Below are 22,525 nucleotides of genomic sequence, written 5' to 3'. Positions count from 1 at the left end.
TCCCGACGGACGGCCCGGCGCGGCTCGTCGCAGGCCGACGCGTCGCCCGGCGCCGGGCCCGCAAACCGGCGGGCCGCGTCGCGCCACACCGCTCGCGGTCAGTACACGTCCCGCATGTAGCGGCGCGCCTTCGCGAGCCGCGCGACGTAGTCGTTCGCGGCTTCGTCCGACATGCCGCCGTGCTCGGCGACGACGGCCCTCAGCGCGGCATCGACGTCCTTCGCCATCCGCGCGGCGTCGCCGCACACGTAGAAGTGCGCGCCCTCCTCCAGCCACGCGAACAGCTCGGCGCCCTGCTCGCGCATCCGGTCCTGCACGTAGATCTTGTCGGCCTGGTCGCGCGAGAACGCGAGATCGAGCCGCGTCAGAAAACCGCTGTCGCGCATCGCGCCCAGCTCGTCGCCGTAGTAGAAGTCCGTCCGCGCATGCTGTTCGCCGAAGAACAGCCAGTTGCGCCCGCGCGCGCCGCGCGCCTGCCGTTCGTGCAGGAAACCGCGGAACGGCGCGACGCCGGTGCCCGGGCCGACCATCACGATCGGCACGTCGCCGTTCACCGGCGGCCGGAAATGCGCGGATTTCTGCACGAACACGGGCACGCGGCCGTCGTCCGCGCGATCGGCGAGGAACGTCGACGCGACACCTTTGCGCGCGCGCCGGCCGTTGTGATAGCGCACGGCCGACACGGTCAGGTGGATCTCGCCCGGGTGCGCGCTCGGGCTCGACGCGATCGAATAAAGACGCGGCTGCATGCGCTTCAGCATCCCGACGAGTTCGTTGCCCGACAGCTCGACCGGAAACTCGTGCAGCACGTCCGCGAGTTGTTGCCCCCACAACCATTGCTTCAGGTCGCCCTTGCGGTCGTCGCCGAGCAGCGACTTCAGCGCGCCGTTCGCGCTGCGCGACGCGATGAACGCGAGCGTGTCCGGATGCGGGCGCGTGATGTCGAAATGACGCGCGAGTGCGTCGCCGAGGCGCACGTCGCCGACACCCGCCACCGACACGGGTGCATCGGCCTTCAGCGCGGTGACGGACAGCAGCTCGTCCACCAGTTCCGGGCAGTTGGTCGGCCACACGCCGAGCGCGTCGCCGGTTTCGTATTCGAGGTTCGCGCCTTCGGTCGACAGCGACACGTAGCGCGTGTCCTTCGCCGCGCCCGGACGGTTGAGCCGCAGGTTCGCGACGAGCTTCGACGGCGCCGGATGCGCCTTCGTCGGCAGCAGCCCCGACGGGCCCAGGCCGCCGGACGGCACCGCGTGCAGCGCGGCATCGGCCTCCTTGATCCGCGCGACGACGCGTTCGAGCCACTGGTCGGCGTCGCGCTGGAATTCGACGTCGCAATCGACGCGCGCGCACAGGTGTGCCGCGCCGAGTTCCGCGAGCCGCGCGTCGAGCCGGCGGCCATGGCCGCAGAACTGGTCGTAGTTGCGGTCGCCGAACGCGAGCACCGCGAAGTGCACGCCGTCGAGGCGCGCGGCGCTGCCGGCCTGCAGCGCTTCCCAGAATTCGCTGCCGTTGTCGGGCGCGTCGCCGTCGCCGAACGTGCTCGTCATCAGCAGCACGTATTGCGCACCGGCGAGCGACGCCACCGGATAGTCGGACATGCACGCGGTGCGGATCTCGAAGCCCGCGTTCATCAGCTGCGTCGCGTAATCCTCGGTCAACGATTCGATGTTGCCGGTCTGCGACGCCCACAGCAGCACGACCTTCGGCCGCGCGCGCACGATCCGCACGCCGCCCGACGCGGCGGCATCGGCCGGCAGCGCAGAGGCCGCGGCGCCCGGCAAGCTCGCCGGCAGCGAGCGGCTGAACAACCCCGCGAGCATCCCGTCGAGCCAGAACCGCACCGGCGGCGTGAGCGGCGCGCCGGCCGGCAGCACCGGCACGCCGCCCTCGCGCCGGCCGGCGCTTGCCTTCAGCCCGCTGACGAACCCGGCCACATACAGCCGTTCGGTGTCCGTCAACGGCGGCGGCGCGAAGTCGGCAACGCCGAGCGCGGCCGCGAAAGTGTCGATGTCTGCCATGTCGGATTCCTGTGAAGCAGTCGCCTGCACCGTCGCCGGCGCGGGCCGTGCGTCGCCGGCGCGGGCATCGGGTTGCGCCGTCTGGTCGTCGGCGGACGCGATCGCAGCGGTCTCGACGCGCCGCAGCGCGACCGCGCAGTATTTCAGTTCGGGTTGCTGCGATTCGGGATCGATCGCGTCGTTCGTCACCGCGTTGATGCACAGGTCGTCGCCGTACACGTCGTTCCAGTGCATCGGCGCGAAGCAGTCGCCGCGCCGCACGCGCTCGGTCACGACGGCCGGCAGCACCGCGCGGCCGCGCGCCGAGCGGATCTCGACGCTGTCCTTCGCGGCGATGCCGAGCGCGCTCGCGTCGTCCGGATGCAGCTCGACGAACGGGCGCGGGTTCAGCTTGTTCAGCATCGCGACCTTGCCCGTCTTCGTCATCGTGTGCCACTGATGCTGCAGCCGCCCCGTGTTCAGCACGATCGGGTACGTGTCGTCGGGCAATTCGGCCGGATCGACGTGCGGCCGGGCGAAGAAGCGCGCCTTGCCCGACGGCGTCGGGAACGCGATGCGCGGCGCGTCGTCGCCGTCGGCGGCCGGGCGCAGCGGCTGGCTCACGCCGTCGTTCAGGTAGCGGATCGGGTGCCGCTCGCGCGCGGTGCCCGGCGCGACCGGCCACTGCACGGGCCCGTCGCGCAGCGCCGCATGGCTCGCGCCGCGCAGGTCGTAGCCCGTCGCCGGATTCGAGAAGCGGACGATCTCGTCGAACACGTCGGCCGCCGACGCATAGTCGAACGCATCGCCGAACCCCATCGCACGCGCGACTTCCGCGACGATGCGCCAGTCGGGCAGCGCGTCGCCCGGCGGCGCGACCGCCGCGCGCATCAGCGTCATGTTGCGCTCGGAGTTGATCATCACGCCGTCGCCCTCGGCCCACAGTGCACCGGGCAGCAGGATGTCCGCGTAGCGGTTGGTTTCGGTATCGAGGAACGCGTCCTGCGCGATCACGAGTTCCGCGGCCTGCAATCCGGCGATCACGTTCTGCCGGTTCGGCACGGTCGCGACCGGGTTCGTGCAGATGATCCAGCATGCCTTGATGTCGCCGGCCGCCATCCGTTCGAACAGGTCGACGGTGCCGTTGCCGGTTTCCTTGCGCAGCGTGCCGGCCGGCACGCGCCACAGCTGCTCGACGAAACGGCGATCGTCGTCGGACGCCACCGAGCGCTGGCCCGGCAGGCCGGGGCCCATGTAGCCCATCTCGCGCCCGCCCATCGCGTTCGGCTGGCCCGTCAGCGAGAACGGCCCGCTGCCGGCGCGGCAGATCCTGCCCGTCGCGAGATGCAGGTTGCAGATCGCGTTGGTGTTCCACACACCGTGCGTGCTCTGGTTGAGCCCCATCGTCCAGCAGCTCATCCATTCCTGCGCGTCGCCGATCCATTGCGCAGCAGTGCGCAGGTCGGCTTCCGCGAGCCCCGTGATTTCCGCCACGCGCCCGGGCGTGTAGTCGGCGAGGAACGCGGGCATCGCGTCCCAGCCTTCGGTGTACGCGTCGATGAACGCGCCGTCGGTGCGGCCGTTCGCATGCAGCAGGTGCAGCAGCCCGTTGGTCAGCGCGAGATCGGTGCCCGGCCGGATCTGCAGGAACAGGTCGGCCTTGTCGGCGGTGCCGGTGCGGCGCGGATCGACGACGATCAGCTTCGCGCCGGCCTTCACGCGGTCCATCATCCGCAGGAACAGGATCGGATGGCAGTCGGCCATGTTCGCGCCGATCACGAAGAACAGGTTCGCGCGATCGAAGTCCTGGTACGACCCGGGCGGGCCGTCCGCGCCGAGCGACTGCTTGTAGCCGGTGCTCGCGCTCGCCATGCAGAGGCGCGAGTTCGACTCGATGTTGTGGGTGCCGACGAAACCCTTCGCGAGCTTGTTGACGAGGTATTGCGCCTCGATCGACATCTGCCCCGACACGTAGAACGACAGCGCGTCCGGCCCGTGCGCATCGAGCACCGCGCGCAGGCGGCGCGCGGTGTCGGCGATCGCGTCGCGCGCCGGCAGCGGCACGAGGTCGTCCTCGCGCGCGCGGCGCACGAACGCGCGGTCCAGCCGCCCCGAGCGGCGCAGCGCGACGTGCGCCGACGAGCCCTTCGTACACAGCCGCCCGAAGTTGGCCGGATGGTCGGCGTCGCCGGACACCTTGACGACTTCGCCTTCCTCGACATGCAGCACCATCCCGCAACCGACGCCGCAGTATGGGCACACGCTCTTGACGGGGGTGGCGGTCATGCGCGCTCCGGGGCGGTCAGGCCGCGATCCACACGAAGCCGTCCTCGACCCGCGACGGATACGTGCTCACCGACTGCTCGGGTGCCTCCAGGCATTCGCCGGTGCGCAGGTCGAAATGCTGCTTGTACAGCGGCGACGCGACGACGATGCGCTCGCCGAGGCTGCCGATCAGCCCGCGCGACATCACGGCCGCCTGCGACACGGGATCGACGTTGCCGATCGCGAACACGCCGCCTTCCTCGGCATGCGCGACGTGAAAGACCGCGACCTGCTCGCCGTTGATGAGCGCGCACACGCCGGTGTTCGGCACGATGTCGTCGAGCGCGCACACGCGGGTCCAGGACGGCGGCAGACGATCGTTCATGATGGGCTCCTTGGAAAAGACACGGGTGTCGGTCAGGGTCAAACGGTGGCGGGTTCGGTTGCGGCCTGCGTCACGCCTTCGGCGACGACGGGAATCGAAACGGGCTTGCCGCCCGCCCGTTCGCCGGGCGTCGCGGGCCGGATCTGGCCGCGCGTCTCGACGAATTCGATGGTCGTGTCCGGCGCATCGCTGTTCACGAAGTGACGGAAGCGCCTGCGCGTGTCGGGATCGGTGACGGCCCGCTTCCACTCGCACTCGTAGGTGTCGACCACATGCTGCATGTCGGCTTCGAGTTCGGCGCCGATCCCGAGCCGGTCGTGCACGACGACGTCGATCAGGTAGTCGAGGCCGCCTTCGAGGTTGTCGCGCCATACGCTCGTGCGCTGCAGCCGGTCGGCCGTGCGCACGTAGAACATCAGCAAACGGTCGATGTAGCGAACCAGCGTCGCGCGGTCGAGGTCGGACGCGAGCAGTTCCGCGTGGCGCGGCTTCATCCCGCCGTTGCCGCATACATACAGGTTCCAGCCCTTCTCGGTCGCGATGATGCCGACGTCCTTGCCCTGCGCTTCCGCGCACTCGCGCGTGCAGCCGGACACGCCGAACTTGATCTTGTGCGGCGCGCGCAGCCCCTTGTAGCGATTCTCGAGGTCGATCGCGAGGCCGACCGAATCGTCGACGCCGTAACGGCACCACGTCGAGCCGACACACGACTTCACGGTGCGCAGCGCCTTGCCGTATGCGTGGCCCGATTCGAAACCGGCCGCGATCAGTTCCTCCCAGATCGACGGCAGCTGCTCGACGCGCGCACCGAACAGGTCGACGCGCTGGCCGCCGGTGATCTTCGTGTAGAGCCCGTACTTCTTCGCGACCTGGCCGACCGCGATCAGCCCTTCCGGCGTGACCTCGCCGCCCGGCATGCGCGGCACGACCGAATACGTGCCGTCGCGCTGGATGTTCGCGAGGTAGTAGTCGTTCGAATCCTGCAGCCCCGCGTGTTCCTTCTTCAGCACGAATTCGTTGAAGCACGACGCGAGGATGCCCGCCACCGCCGGCTTGCACACGTCGCAGCCGAGGCCATGGCCGTGCTTCGCGAGCAGCGCGTCGAAGGTCGTGATGCGCTCCACGCGAATCAGGTGGAACAGCTCCTGGCGCGAATACGGGAAGTGCTCGCAGATATGGTTGTTGACCGCGAGGCCCTGCTTCTTCATCTCGGCCTTCATGATCTGCGTGACGAGCGGCACGCAGCCGCCGCACGACGTGCCGGCGCCCGTGCACGACTTCAGCGCGCCGAGGCTCGTCGCGCCGTCGGCGACCGCCGTGCAGATCTGCGACTTCGACACGTTGTTGCATGAGCAGATCTGGGCGCCGTCAGGCAGCGCGTCGACGCCGAGCGCCGGCTTCGCGACGCCGTCCGACGACGGCAGGATCAGGAATTCCGGCGACTCGGGCAGCTCGATGCGGTTCAGCATCATCTGCAGCAGCGTGCCGTATTCGGCCGCGTCGCCGACCATCACCGCGCCGTGCAGGAACTTGCCGCAGTCGGACACGACGAGCTTCTTGTAGACCTGGCGACGCTCGTCCGCGTACTGGTAGGTGCGGCTGCCGGCCGTCGTGCCGTGCGCGTCGCCGATGCTCGCGACGTCGACGCCCATCAGCTTCAGCTTCGTGCTCATGTCGGCGCCCGCGAACGCAGGTGCGTCGTTCGTGTCGCCGCCCAGCTGCTTCGCGACCACGCGCGCCATGTCGTAGCCGGGGGCGACGAGGCCGTACACCATGCCGTTCCAGGCCGCGCATTCGCCGATCGCGTAGATGTCGGCGTCGCTCGTGCGGCACGCGTCATCGATCGCGACGCCGCCGCGCGGGCCGATTTCCAGGCCGCACGCACGCGCCAGCTCGTCGCGTGCGCGAATGCCGGCCGAAAACACGATCATGTCGGCATCGAGATGGGAGCCGTCGGCGAACGCCATCCGGTGCGTGCCCTCTTCGCCGTCGACGATCTCGAGCGTGTTCTTGCCCGTATGCACGGTCACGCCGAGCGCCTCGATCTTCGCGCGCAGCATCCGGCCGCCGCCGTCGTCGACCTGCACGGCCATCAGCCGCGGCGCGAATTCGACGACGTGCGTGTCGAGCCCCATGTCGCGCAGCGCCTTCGCGCATTCGAGGCCGAGCAGCCCGCCGCCGATCACGACGCCGCGCTTCGCGTGCGTGCCGCACGCCTGCATCGCCTCGAGATCCTCGATCGTCCGGTACACGAAGCAGCCCGCGCGATCGTGCCCCGGCATCGGCGGCACGAACGGGCGCGAACCCGTCGCCAGCACCAGCTTGTCGTACGCGAGCGTTTCCCCGGACGCGAGCGTGACCGTATGCGCGGCGCGGTCGATCGACGCGACGCGCGCGTTCAGGCGCAGGTCGAACTGCGGATGACGCTCGAAGAAGCCGGGTTCGACGAGCGACAGGTCGTCCGCCGACTTGCCCGCGAAGAATTCGGACAGGTGCACGCGGTCGTAGGCCGGGCGCGGCTCCTCGCCGAGCACGGTGACCTGCAGCGCCGCCGACGCGCCCGCTTCCGCCGCGACGCATTCGAGGAGCTTGTGGCCGACCATCCCGTGGCCGATGACGATGAGTTTCATGATGACGTTTCCCTCGGTCGATCAGTTCGCGACGCTGCCGGCAGCCAGCGCGCGGTCGCGCAGCTCGGCTTCGCGCGCCTTGTGTTCTTCGCTGAAGCGCACGGCCATCGCGCACAGCGCGGTCGCGGTGACGGCAAGGCCGAGCAGGCCGAGCGTGTGCTGCACGTCGCCGACGCCTTTGAGCAGGAAGCTCGCGGCGACCGCGCCGACGTTGCCGCCCGCGCCGACGATCCCCGCGACGCCGCCGAGTGCCTTGCGGTCGATGAAGGGCACCAGCGCGTAGGTCGCGCCGCACGCCATGTGCGTGAAGAGGCCGAACGCGAGCATCGCGACGAGTGCGATGCCGACGCTTTGCGCATGCGAAAACCAGATCAGCCCGAGCCCTTCGCCGACGATCAGCGCGCACAGCAGCATCGCGCGCACGTCGAGGCTGCGGCGCGCGGCGACCTTGTCGGACAGCCAGCCGCCGAGCGCACGGGCGAACAGGGCGAGCAGCCCGAACATGCCGACCGCGAAACCGGCGTCCTTCAGCGACAGGCTGAAGTGATCGACGTAGTACAGCGCGGCGATGTTGTGGATGAACACCTCGACGCCGAAGCACGCGCCGTACGTGATGAACAGCATCCACACGCGATAGTTGCCGCAGGCCGCGAAGAAGCTCGCCCAGCCGCCCTTCTTGCCGCTGTCGACCGTCACGCCTTCCTTGCGCAGCGCGACGAAGTCGCCTTGCGGGCAATCCTGCGTGAAGCGCCAGTACGCCCAGGCCATCGCGAGCATCGCGACGCCCGGCACGACCAGCGCGATACGCCACGACGAATCCTCGCCGAAGCCGAGCATCAGGCCGGCGGCGACGAGCAGCGGCATCAGCGCCTGCGTCGCGCCCGCGCCGGCATTGCCCCAGCCGGCCGTCGTCGCGTTCGCGGTGCCGACGACGTTCGGCGCGAACATCACCGACGTGTGGTACTGCGTGATCACGAAGCCCGCGCCGATCGCGCCGATGCCGAGCCGGCAGATCAGGAACGACAGGTAGTCGTGCGTGAACGACACCGCGAACACGGGGATCGCGCCGAGCAGCAGCAGGCCCACGTACACGCGGCGCGGGCCGAAGCGGTCGCACAGCGGGCCGACCAGCAGCCGCACGGCGATCGTCGCGGCCACGGCCGCGATGTTGATGTTGGCGACCTGCGCCGCGCTCAGGTGGAATTCGCGTGCGATCAGCGGCATCAGCGGCGCGCACGCGAACCACGCGAAGAAGCACACGAAAAACGCCATCCACGTCAGGTGGAACGCGCGCATCGGCGCGGTGCGGAGGCTGAAGAGATCGATACGGGTAGCTTTGTCGGTCATGTCATCCGCCAAACGAAAAACGGCGTCCTGCGCACCCGGTCTCGTCGAGACCCGATGCGTAGGACGCCGTTGCCCATGAAGCCCGTTGCCGGGCGCGTCTGTAATCGGTACTGCCGGACGAATCGCCATTGATTCGCCCGAACCGGCTTACGCAAACGCCGTGCCATGTCGCCGCGAATCGGGCCCGCAGCCCCGCCGCGCAAGGCTGGTCCGGCGTCGTGCGGCGCGCGGCGACAGCCGGCGCACGATGCGCGGTGATGCAGCGAGGCACAGATGTGGTGCGATGCAGCACTGTCGCCGTGCGACATCGCGGTGCGCGCGGGCAGGGCACGATGCACGCCGATGCGGCATTGCGGGTGCCGGCGCGCGGCGGCGGCCGACGGGCACGGGGGCCGTACTTGGCCCGCAATTGGCCCGTATTCGGCCCATACTCGGCCCGCATTTCGCCCGCACGTGGCCATCGCGTGGCGCGGTGCGCGCCGTTCCCGCCGCGCGGGCGCGACGGGCGATGCCGGTTGGCCCGGATATTGCTGAACCCGCTGCATGACACCGGCAACGGCGCCGGTGGGCAGTCCCCTCAAAACCGGGCCCGTCGTGCAGGCGGGCCGCCCAGGACAACGGCGTCCCCCCGTGCGCGGCACGGCCGGATGCCGATACGTCGACCGCCCGCCGCCGCCGCGCAACAACGCGCTATCGGCCGCCGCATGCAGGCGGCACTGGAACACGACATGACGACAGGCAAAGTCACCCTGCTGGGCGCCGGCCCCGGCGATCCCGATCTCCTCACGCTCAAGGCCGTGAAAGCGCTGGCCGCTGCCGACGTGCTGCTGCTCGACGATCTCGTCGCGCCCGGCATCGTCGAACTCGCGCCGCAGGCGCGCGTCATCCGTGTCGGCAAGCGCGGCGGTTGCCGCTCCACGCCGCAGGCATTCATCGAGAAGCTGATGCGCCGTTACGCACTGCGCGGCGCGCACGTGGTGCGCGTGAAAGGCGGCGAGGCGCTGCTGTTCGGGCGCGCTGGCGAAGAACTCGCGACGCTGCGCGCCGCCGCGATTCCGGTCGAGATCGTCAACGGCATCTCGTCGGGGTTCGCCGCCGCCGCGAGCCTCGGCATCTCGCTCACGCACCGCGCGCATTGCCACGGCGTCACGTTCGTCACCGCCCATCGTCAGGACCACGGCGAACCCGACTGGGCGCGTCTCGCCGCGACCGGCACCACGCTCGCGATCTACATGGGCATGAGCCGCGTCGACAGCATCGCCGCCGGCCTGCTCGCCGTGCTGCCGGCATCGACGCCGGCCGCGGCCGTTCAATGGGCCGGCACGCCCGACGAACGCCGCTGGACCGGCACGCTCGGCGATCTCGCGCGCGGCATCGACGCAGCACGGCTCGGCAGTCCGGCCGTGATCCTCGTCGGCGGCGCGGTCGGCGAAACGGCCGTGGCGGAGGTGCCGGACGCGGGCGCAGCGGGGGCCGCGATCGACACGGCCTTCTCCCGGGCCGCGTAGCATGCGCGACACCACGCGGCACCGGCCGCCCACCTGTCATGAAAACAGCGGCGCCGTTCGCACCGGCTGCCGGGTCGCCGCGCGCGGCACCGGCACGACGTGCGCGCGGGGCCGCCTCCGATCCGCGCATCGCGCCACGATTTCGACGCCGCCGTTCGCATCATGAGTGCGCCCGCTTCCTCCCCCCGCCTGCGCGTGCTGCTCGTCACCGATACCGACAAGCCGATCGGCGAGCTCGGCGACGCGCTCGCGCAGCTCGGCTACGACATGCTGAACGACGTCGCGACGCCCGCGCGCCTGCCGGCCGCCGTCGAGGAGCAGCATCCCGACGTCGTGATCATCGATACCGATTCGCCGTCGCGCGACACGCTCGAGCAGCTCGCGGTCATGCATGCGACCGCGCCGCGCCCCGTGCTGATGTTCAGCCACGACGCCAACCAGTCGCTGATCCGCGCGGCGGTCGGCGCGGGCGTCAGCGCGTATCTCGTCGAAGGGCTGTCGGCCGAACGCCTTGCACCGATTCTCGAAGTCGCGCTCGCACGCTTTTCGCACGACGACGCGCTGCGCCGCCGGCTCGCCGATGTCGAGCGCGAACTCGCCGAACGCAAGCTGATCGACCGCGCGAAGCGGATGCTGATGGACCAGCGCAGGCTGTCCGAAAACGACGCGTATGCTGCCCTGCGCAAGCGCGCGATGGATCAGGGCCTGCGCATCGTCGACGTCGCGCGGCAATTGCTCGACGCGTCACCCCAGTCATGAGCGCCATGGATACCACCTCTCCCGTCGCGCCGGAACGCGCGCATCTTCGCCTCGGGTTCGTCGCGCTGAGCGACGCGGCCCCGCTGATCGTCGCACAGCACCTGAACCTCGGTGCGCGGCACGGCCTCACGCTCGAACTCAGCCGCCAGCCGTCGTGGGCCGCCGTCCGCGACAAGCTGCTGAGCGGCGAGCTCGACGCCGCGCACGCGTTGTACGGGCTGGTCTGCGGGCTGCAGCTCGGGATCGGCGGCCCGCAGACCGACATGGCCGCGCTGATGGTGCTGAACCGCAACGGCCAGGCGATCTCGTTGTCGCGCGGCCTCGCCGACGCGTACCGCAACAGCGGCAGCGTGCGCGACGCGTTCGCGACGCTCGGCCGCAAGCCGCTCCTCGCGCAGACGTTCCCGACCGGCACGCACGCGATGTGGCTGAACCACTGGCTCGCGTCGCACGGTGTCGATCCGCTGCGCGACGTGCGCAGCGTCGTGATCCCGCCGCCCGAGATGGTGGCCGCGCTCGCCGGCGGCGAACTCGACGGCTTCTGCGCCGGCGAACCGTGGCATGCCGTGGCCGAGGCCTGCGACGCGGGGCGGACCGTCGCCGTCACGAGCGAGATCTGGCCCGATCATCCGGAGAAGGTGCTCGCGGCCCGGCGCGATTTCGTCGCGCTGTATCCGGCCACCGCGCGCGCGCTGATCCGCACGCTCGTCGATGCCTGCGCGTGGCTCGACAGCGCCACGCACCGTCGCGAGGCGGCCGGCTGGCTCGCGTCGCCCGACGCGCTCGGCGTCCCGGCCCGGCTGATCGCGCCGCGCCTGCTCGGCGACTACGGATCGGGGCCGTTCGCCGTGCCGCCGCTGCCGATCCGCTTTCACGACGGCGGCGCCGTGAACCGCCCCGATCCGCGCGAAGGCGAGTGGTTCCTGTCCCAATACCGGCGCTGGGGCATGCTCGACGGTTCGCACGACGACGCGGCGATCGCCCGCGCGATCGCGCAAACCGCGTTGTATGATGCTGCCGTCGCCGAAAGCGGCGCACCGGGCCCGTCGCGGGCGTGAGGCGCGCCGCGTGATGCAGGCGGCGCGCGCTCCCGCGCCACGCCTGCCCGGGCCGCCTGTCGGCGCCCGGCATGCGGCCCCCGGGGCGCCGCACGACCCCTCCGTCCCCGATCCGATTCGATGCCGAAACCCACGCGCGCGCCGCTCGACGTGCTGCTCACTGAAATCCGCGCGTGCCGTGCCTGCGAAGCCGACCTGCCGCTCGGCCCGCGCCCGGTCGTGCGTGCCCATCGCGACGCGCGCATCCTGATCGTCGGGCAGGCGCCGGGCGCACGCGTCCATGCGAGCGGCATCCCGTGGGACGATGCGAGCGGCAAGCGGCTGCGCGGCTGGCTCGACGTCGACGCCGACACCTTCTACGACGAAACCCGCTTCGCGATCGTGCCGATGGGCTTCTGCTACCCGGGCCGCGGCACGAGCGGCGACAACCCGCCGCGCCCCGAATGCGCGCCGCTGTGGATCGACCGGCTGCTCGCCGGGTTGCCGTCGATCCGGCTCACGCTGCTGATCGGCCAGTATGCGCAGCGGCATTTCCTGCGCGACGCGCGCAAGGCCACGCTGACGGACACCGTACACGCGTGGCGCGACTATGGCCCCGACGTGCTGCCGCTGCCGCATCCGTCGCCGCGCAACCAGGCGTGGTTCAAGCACCACCCCTGGTTCGACGCCGACGTCGTGCCCGAGCTGCGGCGCCGGGTCGCGCCGCTGGTCGCCCGGTAAACGAAATCACCGCCGTGTCGCGACGCTTCGCGACACCCCGTCATCCGTATCGAATCAAGCATGAACGACACCCCTACCGACCTCGACTTTGCCTGCAACGGCTGCGGCGGATGCTGCCGCGACCTGCGCATTCCGCTGACGATCGACGAGGCCACCGCGTGGCTGCAGCGCGGCGGCCACGTGGAGCTGCTGTGCGATGCGATGCCGTGGCTCGTCGAGCCCGAGCCCGACAACGCGTTCGCCGCGTACAAACGCGCACGCTCGACCGCCGCGCTCAGCGGCTCGCTGCCCGTCCGCGTGACGGTCATGCTCACGGCGTCCCACGCGGGGCCGTGCCCGAACCTGCGCGACGACCTGCGGTGCGCGATCTACGACGAGCGACCGCTCGTGTGCCGGATCTACCCGGCCGAAGTGAATCCGTTCGTGCCGCTGGCACCGGCCGGCAAGCAATGCTCGCCCGACGCGTGGCAGCAAACGCCGTTCGTCCGCGGAGGCACGATCGTCGACGCGGCCACCCACGAGAACATCGCGCGCTCGCGCGCGGCGAGCGAAGCCGAAACGCCGCTGCGGGCACGGTTGTGCGAGAGGCTGGGGATCGACACGGCGGCCGTGGCCAACGAAGGGTTCGCGATCCACGCACCGCCGGCCGCCACGCTGCTCGCCGCGCTGATGGATCTGCGCACATCGGAGTCCGCACCGGCCGGCGCCGACGCCACCACCGCCTGGACGCTGATCTCGAACCGCGCGACGACGGTGGACACGCTCGCATCGGTCGGCGGGGCAAGCCGGCGCGCCGGCGGCGACAGCCCGCACGCCCGCTACCTCGGTTTCCACCCCGACGAATGACCGCCGCGCGGCACGCCGCGAGCGGTTCCGGGCCAGGCCGCAAGGTGGCACGGATCGCCGTCGCGCCCGGTTCGCTGTACCATCGCGGCTCAACCGCGTCACGACCAGCAGAATCCTTCATGCCCTCCACCGCCCCGCCGCGCCTGTACGGGATGCCCGAACGCAGCGACCGGCTCGACTTCTACATCCGCGACCAGGCGTCGCGCCAGGCGATCACCGAGCCGCACCGGCACGCGTATTTCCAGATCCAGTTCAATCTCGGCGGCGACACCGAGCAGCGGATCGGCGGCGTCACGCGGCCGTTTCCGCGCGGCGCGCTCGCGTTCGTGCTGCCGCACCGCGAGCACCTGATCCCGCATCCGGAAGGCGCGCACTTCATCGTGATCAACTTCAGCCAGGCGTTCCTGCGCGCCGATCTCGACGTCGACCCGCTCGACCTCGAGGACGTGCCCGCCCACCGCTTTCCCGAGCTGACGCCGTTCCGCTTCCAGGAACACCTCGACTTCATCCTGACCGGCGACACCTACGACGAAGCGCGCCGCCTCGCGCTGTGCATGCTCGACACCGATCGCGTGCGCACGTTCGGCTCGACCACGTTGCTGCGCGGCTACCTGCTGCAGCTGATCGGGCTCGTCTGCACGCAGTACGCGGGCGCGCTCGACAAGCTCGCGCAGCGCGGCGCCCAGCGCGCCGGCCGGCGCGATGCGCTCGCGCGCGTGCTGCGGCACGTCCGCGCCAACCTCACCCGCGAGGACCTGACGCTCGCCGCGACCGCCGAGGCGGCGTTCCTGTCGCCCAACTACCTCGCGCACCTGGTCCGCAAGGAAACCGGCAGCACCTTCACCGATCTCGTGACGGAGCGCCGGATCGCGCTCGCGCAGTCGCTGCTGGCCCACACGAGCCGGCGCATCGCGGACATCGCCCGCTCGGTCGGCTTCCGCGACGAAGGCTATTTCGCGCGGCGTTTCCGCGCGCGGGTCGGCGTGTCGCCGAAGGCGTACCGCGACGCGAACGCCGCGCTGCCGGACGGCGACGACACGCCGGCAGCGCCCGACGCGTAGTTTTGTCCCGGTAAAACGCAGTTGCGTCGCATCCGGCGGCACGGGCGTCGGGTATCGTTGCACGCATGCCGGCCCGTGCGCCGCACGGGCGCGGCATCCGTCTTCCCACCGAACGAGGCCATCCGATGTCCGCCTATGTCATCGACGCTGCCGAGCGTCCTTCCATCGAAGTCGACCAGTCGTCCGCGCGCTTTCCGGTGCGCCGCGTCTTCTGCGTCGGCCGCAACTACGCCGACCACGCGCGCGAAATGGGCGCCGATCCCGACCGCGAACCGCCGTTCTTCTTCACGAAGCCTGCCGACGCGATCGTCCCGGCCAGCGGCACCGTCCCCTATCCGCCGCTGACGAACGACCTCCATCACGAAATCGAGCTGGTCGTCGCGATCGGCAAGGACGGGCGGTCGATCGACCCGGCCGACGCGCTGTCGCACGTATGGGGCTACGGCGTCGGCGTCGACCTCACGCGCCGCGACCTGCAGGCCGAAGCGAAGAAACTGAGCCGTCCGTGGGACTGGGCGAAAGGCTTCGACGCGTCGGGCCCCGTGACCGCGCTGCGGGCGGCGTCGGCCACCGGTCATCCGGCCAAGGGCCGCATCTGGCTCGCGGTCAACGGCGACACGCGCCAGCAAGGCGACCTGGCCGACATGATCTGGGCCGTGCCCGATGTCATCGCGTACGTGTCGCGCTCGGTCGAATTGAAGGCCGGCGATTTGATCTTCACGGGCACGCCGGCCGGCGTCGGCGCGCTGCAACCGGGCGACCGCGTGACGGGCGGCGTCGACGGCGTCGCGACGTTCGAGTTCGTCGTGGGCGCGAAGCCGTAAGCCAGAAGCCGTGACGCAGCAAGCACGGCGGCCGCCCGCGCGGGGCCGCCGTGCGATATCCCGATTTCGGTCAGTCGTAGCGGCGCAGGAATGCGTCGGCGACGGCCGGCGGATTCAGCGCTTTCGCCGATTCGTTTTCCAGCGCTTCGGCCGCGTCGTCGTCGCTGATCGACACGAACAGCGTGATCGCCGCCCGTTCGTCGCCGGTGCCGAACAGGCCCTCGCGGTCGAGCAGGCGCAGCGCACCGATCATGTCGGCGTGCAGTTGCCGCGAAAATTCCGGGAATCTCGACCGGACAAACTGCGGGCTCAGCACGTCATCGGCGAGCTTGCCGCAGATCGCATTGAACGGCGACGCTTCCGCCGCCGCATATGCCCATTCCGAAAAGCCCCACGCATACCACGGGTCGTCGTCCGCGACGGCCTGCTGCTCGCGGATCCGGCGCAGCCCCTCGACCGAATTGGCTGCCGGCACCACCGTCATCGCGCCGCTGTCGGTGTACAGCGCGAACGCGTAGAAATGCTCGTCCGGGTGCAGCGCCCGCAGCGCCCTGAATGTCGCTCTCGCGGCGTCGGCAATGTCTCGCTGGAAATCAGAAAAGTCGCTCATCGCTCCCTCGTCCAACCGCCCTTCGCGCGCCGGAGCATGCTCGGCGCGCGGCGGGTTCGTCGTCTCCCGATATTCGATCGATTGTCCGCCAATCGCCCGCGGCACGGTAGCGGTGCCCGCATCCATGCCCGCACCGATGCCCGATCCGGCGCGGCGATGCTGCGTATTCGCGTTCACCGCCCGGCGTCCCGCGCGTCGAACACCCGCACGCAGACGGCCGCCGCCAGCGCGATCGCGGCCGACAGCAGCATCATCGCCAGCGGCGCATAACCCGCGTTGCCGGGCGTCAGTACCGCCCCCGTCAGCGACGAAAGCGCGGCGCCGCCGGCGATCGTCATCGCACCGGCCAGCCCCGACGCGCTCCCGGCCAGCGTCGGGCGCACCGACACCGCGCCGGCATGGGCACCGGGATTCGTCAGCCCGTTGCCGATGCCGACCAGCACGCACGGCCCGAACCACGCGATCGCATGGGTCGCGCCGCCGAACATCGACGCGAGGCCGATCAACGGTCCCGCGCATGCAACGATCCGCCCGCACAGGATCGTCGTGGCCAGCGCGAAGCGGCGCGCGTAACGCGCGGCCAGGAAGCTGCCGCACACGAAGCCGGCCGTGATGGTTCCCATGTAGAAGCCGATCTCCGCGGGCGCGATGCCGAACACCGTTTGCGCGGCCGGCGGCGCGCCGGCCAGGAACGCGTAGAACGAGCCGGTCGAAAACGCCATGCACAGCGCGTAGGCCCAGAAACGGCGCGCGCGCAGCAGCGCCGGATACGCGCGCAGCTGCTGCCCGAGGCTCGACGACCGGTTCGCATGGGTTTCGACGAAATCGAACCCGCACCAGACGAACAGCGCGACGCCCGCCGCGCCGAGCAGCCAGAAGCTCGCGCGCCAGCCCGCCGTCTGGTCGAGCGCGCCGCCGAGCGTCGGGCCGAGCATCGGCGCGAACGCGGCCGCCATCGCCGCATAGCCGATCCGGCTCGCCGCGCGCGCACCGCCGCCGGTATCCCGGATCGTCGCCATCGACACCGGATAAACCGACGTGATCGCCGCCTGCATCAGCCGGCATGCCAGAAACGCCCGGATATCGGTCGCCATCGCACAGCCGAGCGAGCCGAGCGCGAAGATGCCGACGCTCGCCAGCACGACCGGCCGCCGCCCGAACCGGTCCGACAGCGGCCCCATCACGAACTCCAGCGACGCGGCCACCGCCGCGTAGCCGCCGAGCGAAAGCGCGACGAGCGCATAGTCGGCGCGCAGGTCGCGTGCGATTGCCGGCAGCGACGGCAGGAACAGGCTCAGCGGCAGCACCGAGCACGCGCACAGCAGGATCAGCGTCGCGTGTCGCGGCGACGCCCGTTCGGAAGCGATCGGCAGGTTCGGTTGCAAGCGGATGTCCTCCGCGCACGTGCCGCACGGCCGTGCGCAATGCAAAAAAAAGCCCCCGAACGAGTCGGGGGCGCAGGGATGCCGGCGCGGTGCCGCTACCGGACCCTGCGCCTGTGTACGACTACGATGAAGGTTGCTGCTTTCATGCCGGATGGCTCCTGGTTGCCTGGCTGGCTTCGTGCGGTGTCGGACGATACCGGACGATGGTAGGCGGACGATACCGACCGCGTCAACGCCCTAGCGCGCACGCACCGACACGAACTTCCGCGCGTTGTTGCGCTGGATCAGCACCGCGATCACGCTGCCGCCGTTCGCTTCGAGCGACTGCACGTCGTCCGGCGTCTCGAGCAGCGTGTCGTTGAGCTCCAGCACGACGTCGCCCGGCCGGATGCCCGCGTTCGCCGCCGGGCCGTGCACCGCGTCCACCATCATCCCGACCGCGAGCCCGGTCGAGCGGCGCTCGTCGTCGCTCAGCGCGTGCATCGTCAGCCCGAGGCGGTCGCCGCCGTCGCCCGCGCCCGCGCCCGCACTCGCTCCCGCTCCCGGCCCCGGTCGTGCGGCCGCCTTCGGCGCGGCCATGCCGACGGTCGTGCCCGCGTTGCCGGCGGCCTCGTCGGCGCCCGTGATCGTCAGCCTCACCGGCGCGCGATTGCGGATCACGCGCAGCGGCGTCTTCTGGCCGGGCGGCAGCGCGGCGGCCAGGTCGTTCAGCTCGGCCGAACGGCCGATCGACTTATCGCCCAGCTTGACGATCACGTCGCCGGGCCTCACGCCGGCCGCGGCGGCCGGCGAGCCGGGCGCCACGCCGTTGACGAGCGCGCCCGCCGGACGCGGCAGCCCGAACGCGGCGGCCAGCCCGATGCCGACATCCTGCACGTCGACGCCAAGCGCGTTGCCGGACGACGGCTCGCCCGGCTCCTGGGACTGCTGCGCCTGTGCCTGCATCTGCTTCTGCAGTTGCGCACGCACCTTTGCGGCAAACGCGATCGGAATCGCGAACGTCATGCTCGCGTAGCGGTCGGTGCCCGTATACACCTGCACCGCGATGCCGATCACGTCGCCCGCGCGATTGAATACGGGGCCGCCCGAGTTGTCGGGGTTCGGGGCGATGTCGGTTTCGAAGAACGGAAACGCGCTGCCGTCCGGCAGCCGGCGCGACGTCGCGCTGACGATGCCGGCCGTGACCGTGTTGCCCGATCCGTCCGGCGCGCCGATCGTCATCACCGGTTCGCCCGCGCGTACCTTCGCCGAATCGCCGATGCGCACGAACGGCAGTTTCGTCGCGGTAACGCGCAGCACGGCGACGTCGCTTTGCGGATCGACGGCCAGCACGGTCGCCTTGAATTCGCGGCGGTCCGTGAGCCGCACGGTCACGTCGGTCGCATCGTCGACCACGTGCGCGGAGGTGAGGATCAGGCCGTCGGCGCTGACGATGAAACCCGAGCCGGTGCCCGATACCGCACGCGGCGCCGTGTCGGGCGCCGGCGTCTGCGGGCCCTGCGCGGGAGGCGGCGCGCCGCGCCGGAAGAATGCGGCGAGCGGATCGTCGGGATCGAGGATCGTGAACGACTGGACACCGGCCTGCTGGTCGGGTGCGGCGGTCGTGACGGTCACGACCGCCGGTCCGTAGCGGTCGACGATCGCCGGAAAATCGACCGGCATCGCGTAAGGCGTCGCACTCGGCCTTTGCTTCGTCGCGGGTGGCGTGGCGGATGGCGACAGGGTTCCGGAAACGGCGGCCGGCGAAGGCAGCAAACAGCCGGCAAACACGCCCCCGATCAACGCGGTGCGAAGCACGGCGCGAGCAAGCGTCTGGCGAACCACGGTGCACCTCCCCCGGGAGTCGCGGCGCCGACATGCGCGAGACGCGCAGGCGCCTGACAAGCACCGGTACACGCATCCATTTATAGTCCACGCGGCCTGTTCGAACATACGAATCGAAACCCGTATGCCGGGGTGGCCGGCAAGTGCGGAGCCGCGATGGCGGTCGTTTCGAACAAAGTCGGCAATTCGTCAATCCGCACAAGTCCGATTGTCGTGCGCGGCGGTGGGCGGTTTGTGCCGGTATGCGGAGCCGAACCCGGCGGTTGCATCCGGTCGATGGACGAAAAACAGCCCGCTGGCAGCGGTGAACTTGCTGCCGCCGACCGCCGAGAAGCGGTATCGAGTCAAAGGTCGGCGGCTTCCTGCACCTGGTCGCCGCGCCGCCGGCTCAGGCAACGCGTACGCACGTCACGCCCCGCCCACCCGCTCCGCGATCGCCGACAGCATCCGCAACATCGGCTCGAACGCGTCGGCCGACGTATTGCCGAAACCGAGCACCAGCCCGTTGCCTGCCGATGCCGCATCGATCGAAAAGCCCGACAGCGGGAACGGCCCGATGCCGTGGGCGCGCGCCGCGTCGACGATCGCGCGATCGCGGTAGCGCGCAGGCATCCGCAGCGCGAGATGCAGCCCGCACGGCCCGCCCTCGATCTGGTGCGGCACGCTCAGGCTGCCGTCGAGCGCGGCGAGCAGCAACCGCCGCCGGTCGCGGTACAGCCGGCGCATGCGGCCGAGATGGCGGCCGTACTCGCCCGTCTCGATGAAATCGGCCAGCGCGAGCTGCACGTGGCGCGTGCCGCCGCGCAGCATCTCCGGCAGCACTGGCCGCACCGCGGCCAGCAGCGCGTCGGGCAGCACGAGAAAACCGATGCGCAGCGCCGGAAACATCGTCTTGCTGAACGAGCCGAGATAGACGACGGGCGAATCGGGCGCGAGCCCGTGCATCGCGCCGATCGGCTCGCCGGTGTGACGGAATTCGCTGTCGTAGTCGTCCTCGATGATCCACGCGCGATGCCGGCGCGCGGCATCGATCAGCGCGAGCCGGCGCGAGATCGACAGCACGGCGCCGGTCGGGAACTGGTTCGACGGCGTCGTATAGACGAGGCGCGGCGTCCGCTCGCGCCAGTCGTCCGCTTCGGCGCGCAGCCCTTCCGCGTCGACCGGCATCGGCACGACGTCGAGGTCGGCCGCCTGCATCGCGGTGCGCGCGCCGCGATAGCCAGGCTCCTCGACCCACACCGTATCGCCCGGGTTCGTCAGCAGCTGCGCACACAACGAGATCGCCCCCTGTGCGCCTTCCGTGATCACGATCTGCTCGGGATCGCAGCGCACGCCGCGCGTCACGGCCAGGTGGCGCGCGATCGATTCGCGCAGCGCGCGCTCGCCGAGCGGATCGCCGTAGCCGAGCAGGTCGCGGCCGCTGCGGCGCAGCGCTCGGTCGATCGCGTGGCGCCACGCGTCCACCGGGAAATGCGTCAGCGCGGGCACGCCCGGCCGGAAACCCTCCGTTTCGCCGGTGCCGATGCGGCTCGGGCGAATGCGGCCGAGCCGCTGCGCGACGGCCGGCGGCGCGGCACGCCGGCGCGGCGGCGCCGGCCGCGACAACCCGACGACACGCGTGCCGCGGCGGTCGGACTGCAGGAAGCCTTCGGCGACGAGCTGCTCGTAGACGGCGGCCGTCGTATTGCGCGACACGCCGAGCATCTCGGCCAACGCACGCGTGCCGGGCAGCCGGGTGCCGGCCGGCATCGCGCCGCCGAGAATCGCGTCGCGCACGCGGCGCAGCAACTGGCGCTGCAGCGAAGGCGCGCCCGGCGTGCGCGCCAGCGGCGCGTCGAGCGGCAGCAACGGCGCGTCGCCGGAAGGCAGGATTGTCGTCATCGGAACATCGCAGCGTGAAAATGTCGGAACGTGGTGGACGGCTAGTTGCGCACCGCCGGTCGCGGACGGCCAGCGGCGCACGGCTCGTGGCACCATAAATTTGCCAGTCTCTGGCGCTTCTCATGGTACCTCGCCACGACTACGATCGTCTGCATGCCGGCATGTCGCCGGCCGCCAACCGAAGCGAGATCGACCTTGTCCACGCTCACCAACGCTTTCCAGCAATCCATCGGCCACCCCGTTCCCGACTGGTCCGCATGCCCGCGCCCGGAGCGCATCGTGCTCGAAGGCCGCTACTGCCGGCTCGAACCGCTCGACGCCGAGCGCCACGCGGCCGACCTGTACGCCGCCTACGCCCAGGCGCCGGACGGCAGCGACTGGACCTATCTCGCACACGGCCCGTACACCGACGAGTCGAGCTACCGCGACTACGCGCGCGGCGCGCAGGCGAGCGCGGATCCGCTGCACTACACGGTGATCGACCGTGCCACGGGCCGCGCGGTCGGCACGCTCGCGCTGATGCGCATCGATCCGGCCAACGGCGTGATCGAGGTCGGCTCCGTCACGTTCTCGCCGCTGCTCAAGCGCACGCCCGTCTCGACCGAGGCGCAGTTCCTGCTGATGAAGTACGCGTTCGACACGCTCGGCTACCGGCGCTACGAATGGAAATGCGACGACCTGAACGTGCCGTCGCGCAAGGCCGCCGCACGGCTCGGCTTCCGCTACGAAGGCACGTTCCGGCAGGCGATCATCTACCGCGGCCGCAATCGCGACACCGCGTGGTTCTCGATCATCGACGGCGAATGGCCGGATGTCCGCGCCGCGTTCGACGCGTGGCTCGCACCGGAAAACTTCGACGCGCAGGGTCAGCAGCGCCAGTCGCTCACCGCGATCCGCCACGCGCAGGCGCGCGCGCGCGATGCGGCCGGCCGCGCGCACGACGCGACGCGCGTCACGGTGCGCCCGCTCGTCGCCGCCGACGAAGCCGCGTGGCGCCCGCTGTGGCAGGGTTACCAGAAGTTTTACGACACCGCGCTGAGCGACGCGGTGTTCGCGACGACGTGGGCCCGCCTGATGGATCCTGCCGAGCCGATGTTCGTGCTCGGCGCATTCGACGCATCGGGGGCGCTGATCGGGATCGTGCATTCGATCTACCACCGCTCGTGCTGGACCGAAGGGCCGTACTGCTACCTGCAGGACCTGTACACCGCGCCCGACGCACGCGGGCAAGGCGCAGGCGGTGCGCTGATCGAGGCCGTGTACGACCATGCCCGCGAAGCCGGCGCGAGCCGCGTGTACTGGCTCACGCACGAAACCAACACGACCGCGCGCGCGCTGTACGACAAGCTCGCGAACAACGCCGGGTTCATCCAGTACCGGCACGACGTGAAGAAATGACGTGACGCCGCGGCCGGCCGGCGT

At 70.7% G+C, this 22,525-nt stretch carries 16 protein-coding genes; 8 read left to right on the top strand and 8 right to left on the bottom strand.

Annotation, left to right across the window (positions count from 1 at the left end):
- Positions 1-98 precede the first annotated feature (98 nt).
- The 4 genes from APZ15_RS30585 to APZ15_RS30570 are packed head-to-tail and all read right to left on the bottom strand — an operon-like array spanning position 99 to position 8,627.
- Positions 99-4,286 carry a bifunctional nitrate reductase/sulfite reductase flavoprotein subunit alpha gene (locus APZ15_RS30585; protein ID WP_027791809.1) on the bottom strand — a complete coding sequence of 1,396 codons (4,188 nt, stop codon included), beginning with the start codon at positions 4,284-4,286 and terminating at the stop codon, positions 99-101.
- A gap of 16 nt (positions 4,287-4,302) precedes the next feature.
- On the bottom strand, positions 4,303-4,650 hold the full coding sequence (nirD, locus tag APZ15_RS30580; protein ID WP_027791810.1) for a nitrite reductase small subunit NirD: 348 nt from the start codon (positions 4,648-4,650) through the stop codon (positions 4,303-4,305).
- Between the two features lie 38 nt (positions 4,651-4,688).
- Positions 4,689-7,280 (bottom strand): nitrite reductase large subunit NirB, encoded by a 2,592-nt coding sequence (gene nirB / locus APZ15_RS30575; RefSeq protein ID WP_027791811.1) that lies wholly within the window; start codon positions 7,278-7,280, stop codon positions 4,689-4,691.
- 21 nt (positions 7,281-7,301) lie between these two features.
- Complete coding sequence (locus APZ15_RS30570) at positions 7,302-8,627, bottom strand: MFS transporter (protein ID WP_027791812.1); 1,326 nt, start codon at positions 8,625-8,627, stop codon at positions 7,302-7,304.
- Between the two features lie 728 nt (positions 8,628-9,355).
- On the opposite strand from APZ15_RS30570, the gene cobA reads away from it, so the two are divergent.
- From cobA to APZ15_RS30535, 7 genes are all read left to right on the top strand, one after another.
- Positions 9,356-10,135, top strand: a complete 780-nt coding sequence (gene cobA, locus APZ15_RS30565) for a uroporphyrinogen-III C-methyltransferase (RefSeq protein ID WP_027791813.1) — start codon at positions 9,356-9,358, stop codon at positions 10,133-10,135.
- A gap of 162 nt (positions 10,136-10,297) precedes the next feature.
- Positions 10,298-10,894, top strand: a complete 597-nt coding sequence (locus tag APZ15_RS30560; protein WP_027791814.1) for an ANTAR domain-containing response regulator — start codon at positions 10,298-10,300, stop codon at positions 10,892-10,894.
- A 5-nt stretch (positions 10,895-10,899) separates the two neighbouring features.
- Entirely contained in the window at positions 10,900-11,952 is a 1,053-nt protein-coding gene (locus tag APZ15_RS30555; protein ID WP_027791815.1) for a CmpA/NrtA family ABC transporter substrate-binding protein, read from the top strand.
- 120 nt (positions 11,953-12,072) lie between these two features.
- Positions 12,073-12,672 carry a uracil-DNA glycosylase family protein gene (locus tag APZ15_RS30550; protein WP_027791816.1) on the top strand — a complete coding sequence of 200 codons (600 nt, stop codon included), beginning with the start codon at positions 12,073-12,075 and terminating at the stop codon, positions 12,670-12,672.
- 60 nt (positions 12,673-12,732) lie between these two features.
- Positions 12,733-13,518: a YkgJ family cysteine cluster protein gene (locus APZ15_RS30545; RefSeq protein ID WP_027791817.1), complete on the top strand. Its 786-nt coding sequence runs from the start codon at positions 12,733-12,735 to the stop codon at positions 13,516-13,518.
- A gap of 119 nt (positions 13,519-13,637) precedes the next feature.
- Positions 13,638-14,579, top strand: coding sequence for a helix-turn-helix transcriptional regulator (locus tag APZ15_RS30540; RefSeq protein ID WP_027791818.1), 942 nt, complete (start codon positions 13,638-13,640; stop codon positions 14,577-14,579).
- A gap of 125 nt (positions 14,580-14,704) precedes the next feature.
- On the top strand, positions 14,705-15,403 hold the full coding sequence (locus APZ15_RS30535; RefSeq protein ID WP_027791819.1) for a fumarylacetoacetate hydrolase family protein: 699 nt from the start codon (positions 14,705-14,707) through the stop codon (positions 15,401-15,403).
- A gap of 70 nt (positions 15,404-15,473) precedes the next feature.
- Here APZ15_RS30535 and APZ15_RS30530 read toward each other — a convergent pair whose 3' ends face one another.
- The 4 genes from APZ15_RS30530 to pdxR all read right to left on the bottom strand — a co-directional run bounded on the left by APZ15_RS30530 (position 15,474) and on the right by pdxR (position 21,103).
- Complete coding sequence (locus tag APZ15_RS30530; protein WP_027791820.1) at positions 15,474-16,013, bottom strand: DUF4303 domain-containing protein; 540 nt, start codon at positions 16,011-16,013, stop codon at positions 15,474-15,476.
- Positions 16,014-16,186: 173 nt separating this feature from the next.
- On the bottom strand, positions 16,187-17,398 hold the full coding sequence (locus APZ15_RS30525; RefSeq protein ID WP_027791821.1) for an MFS transporter: 1,212 nt from the start codon (positions 17,396-17,398) through the stop codon (positions 16,187-16,189).
- Between the two features lie 237 nt (positions 17,399-17,635).
- Positions 17,636-19,222, bottom strand: coding sequence for a trypsin-like peptidase domain-containing protein (locus APZ15_RS30520; RefSeq protein WP_027791822.1), 1,587 nt, complete (start codon positions 19,220-19,222; stop codon positions 17,636-17,638).
- A 408-nt stretch (positions 19,223-19,630) separates the two neighbouring features.
- Positions 19,631-21,103: a MocR-like pyridoxine biosynthesis transcription factor PdxR gene (gene pdxR / locus APZ15_RS30515; RefSeq protein WP_049116771.1), complete on the bottom strand. Its 1,473-nt coding sequence runs from the start codon at positions 21,101-21,103 to the stop codon at positions 19,631-19,633.
- A gap of 195 nt (positions 21,104-21,298) precedes the next feature.
- Here pdxR and APZ15_RS30510 point away from each other — a divergent pair, with 195 nt between their 5' ends.
- Positions 21,299-22,501 carry a GNAT family N-acetyltransferase gene (locus APZ15_RS30510; protein ID WP_027791824.1) on the top strand — a complete coding sequence of 401 codons (1,203 nt, stop codon included), beginning with the start codon at positions 21,299-21,301 and terminating at the stop codon, positions 22,499-22,501.
- Positions 22,502-22,525 lie beyond the last annotated feature (24 nt).

Source organism: Burkholderia cepacia ATCC 25416 (genome assembly GCF_001411495.1).
GTDB classification, from domain to species: Bacteria; Pseudomonadota; Gammaproteobacteria; order Burkholderiales; family Burkholderiaceae; genus Burkholderia; species Burkholderia cepacia.
The sequence above is the reverse complement of the archived record's forward strand: the minus strand, read 5'-3'. Positions and strand labels throughout refer to the sequence as shown.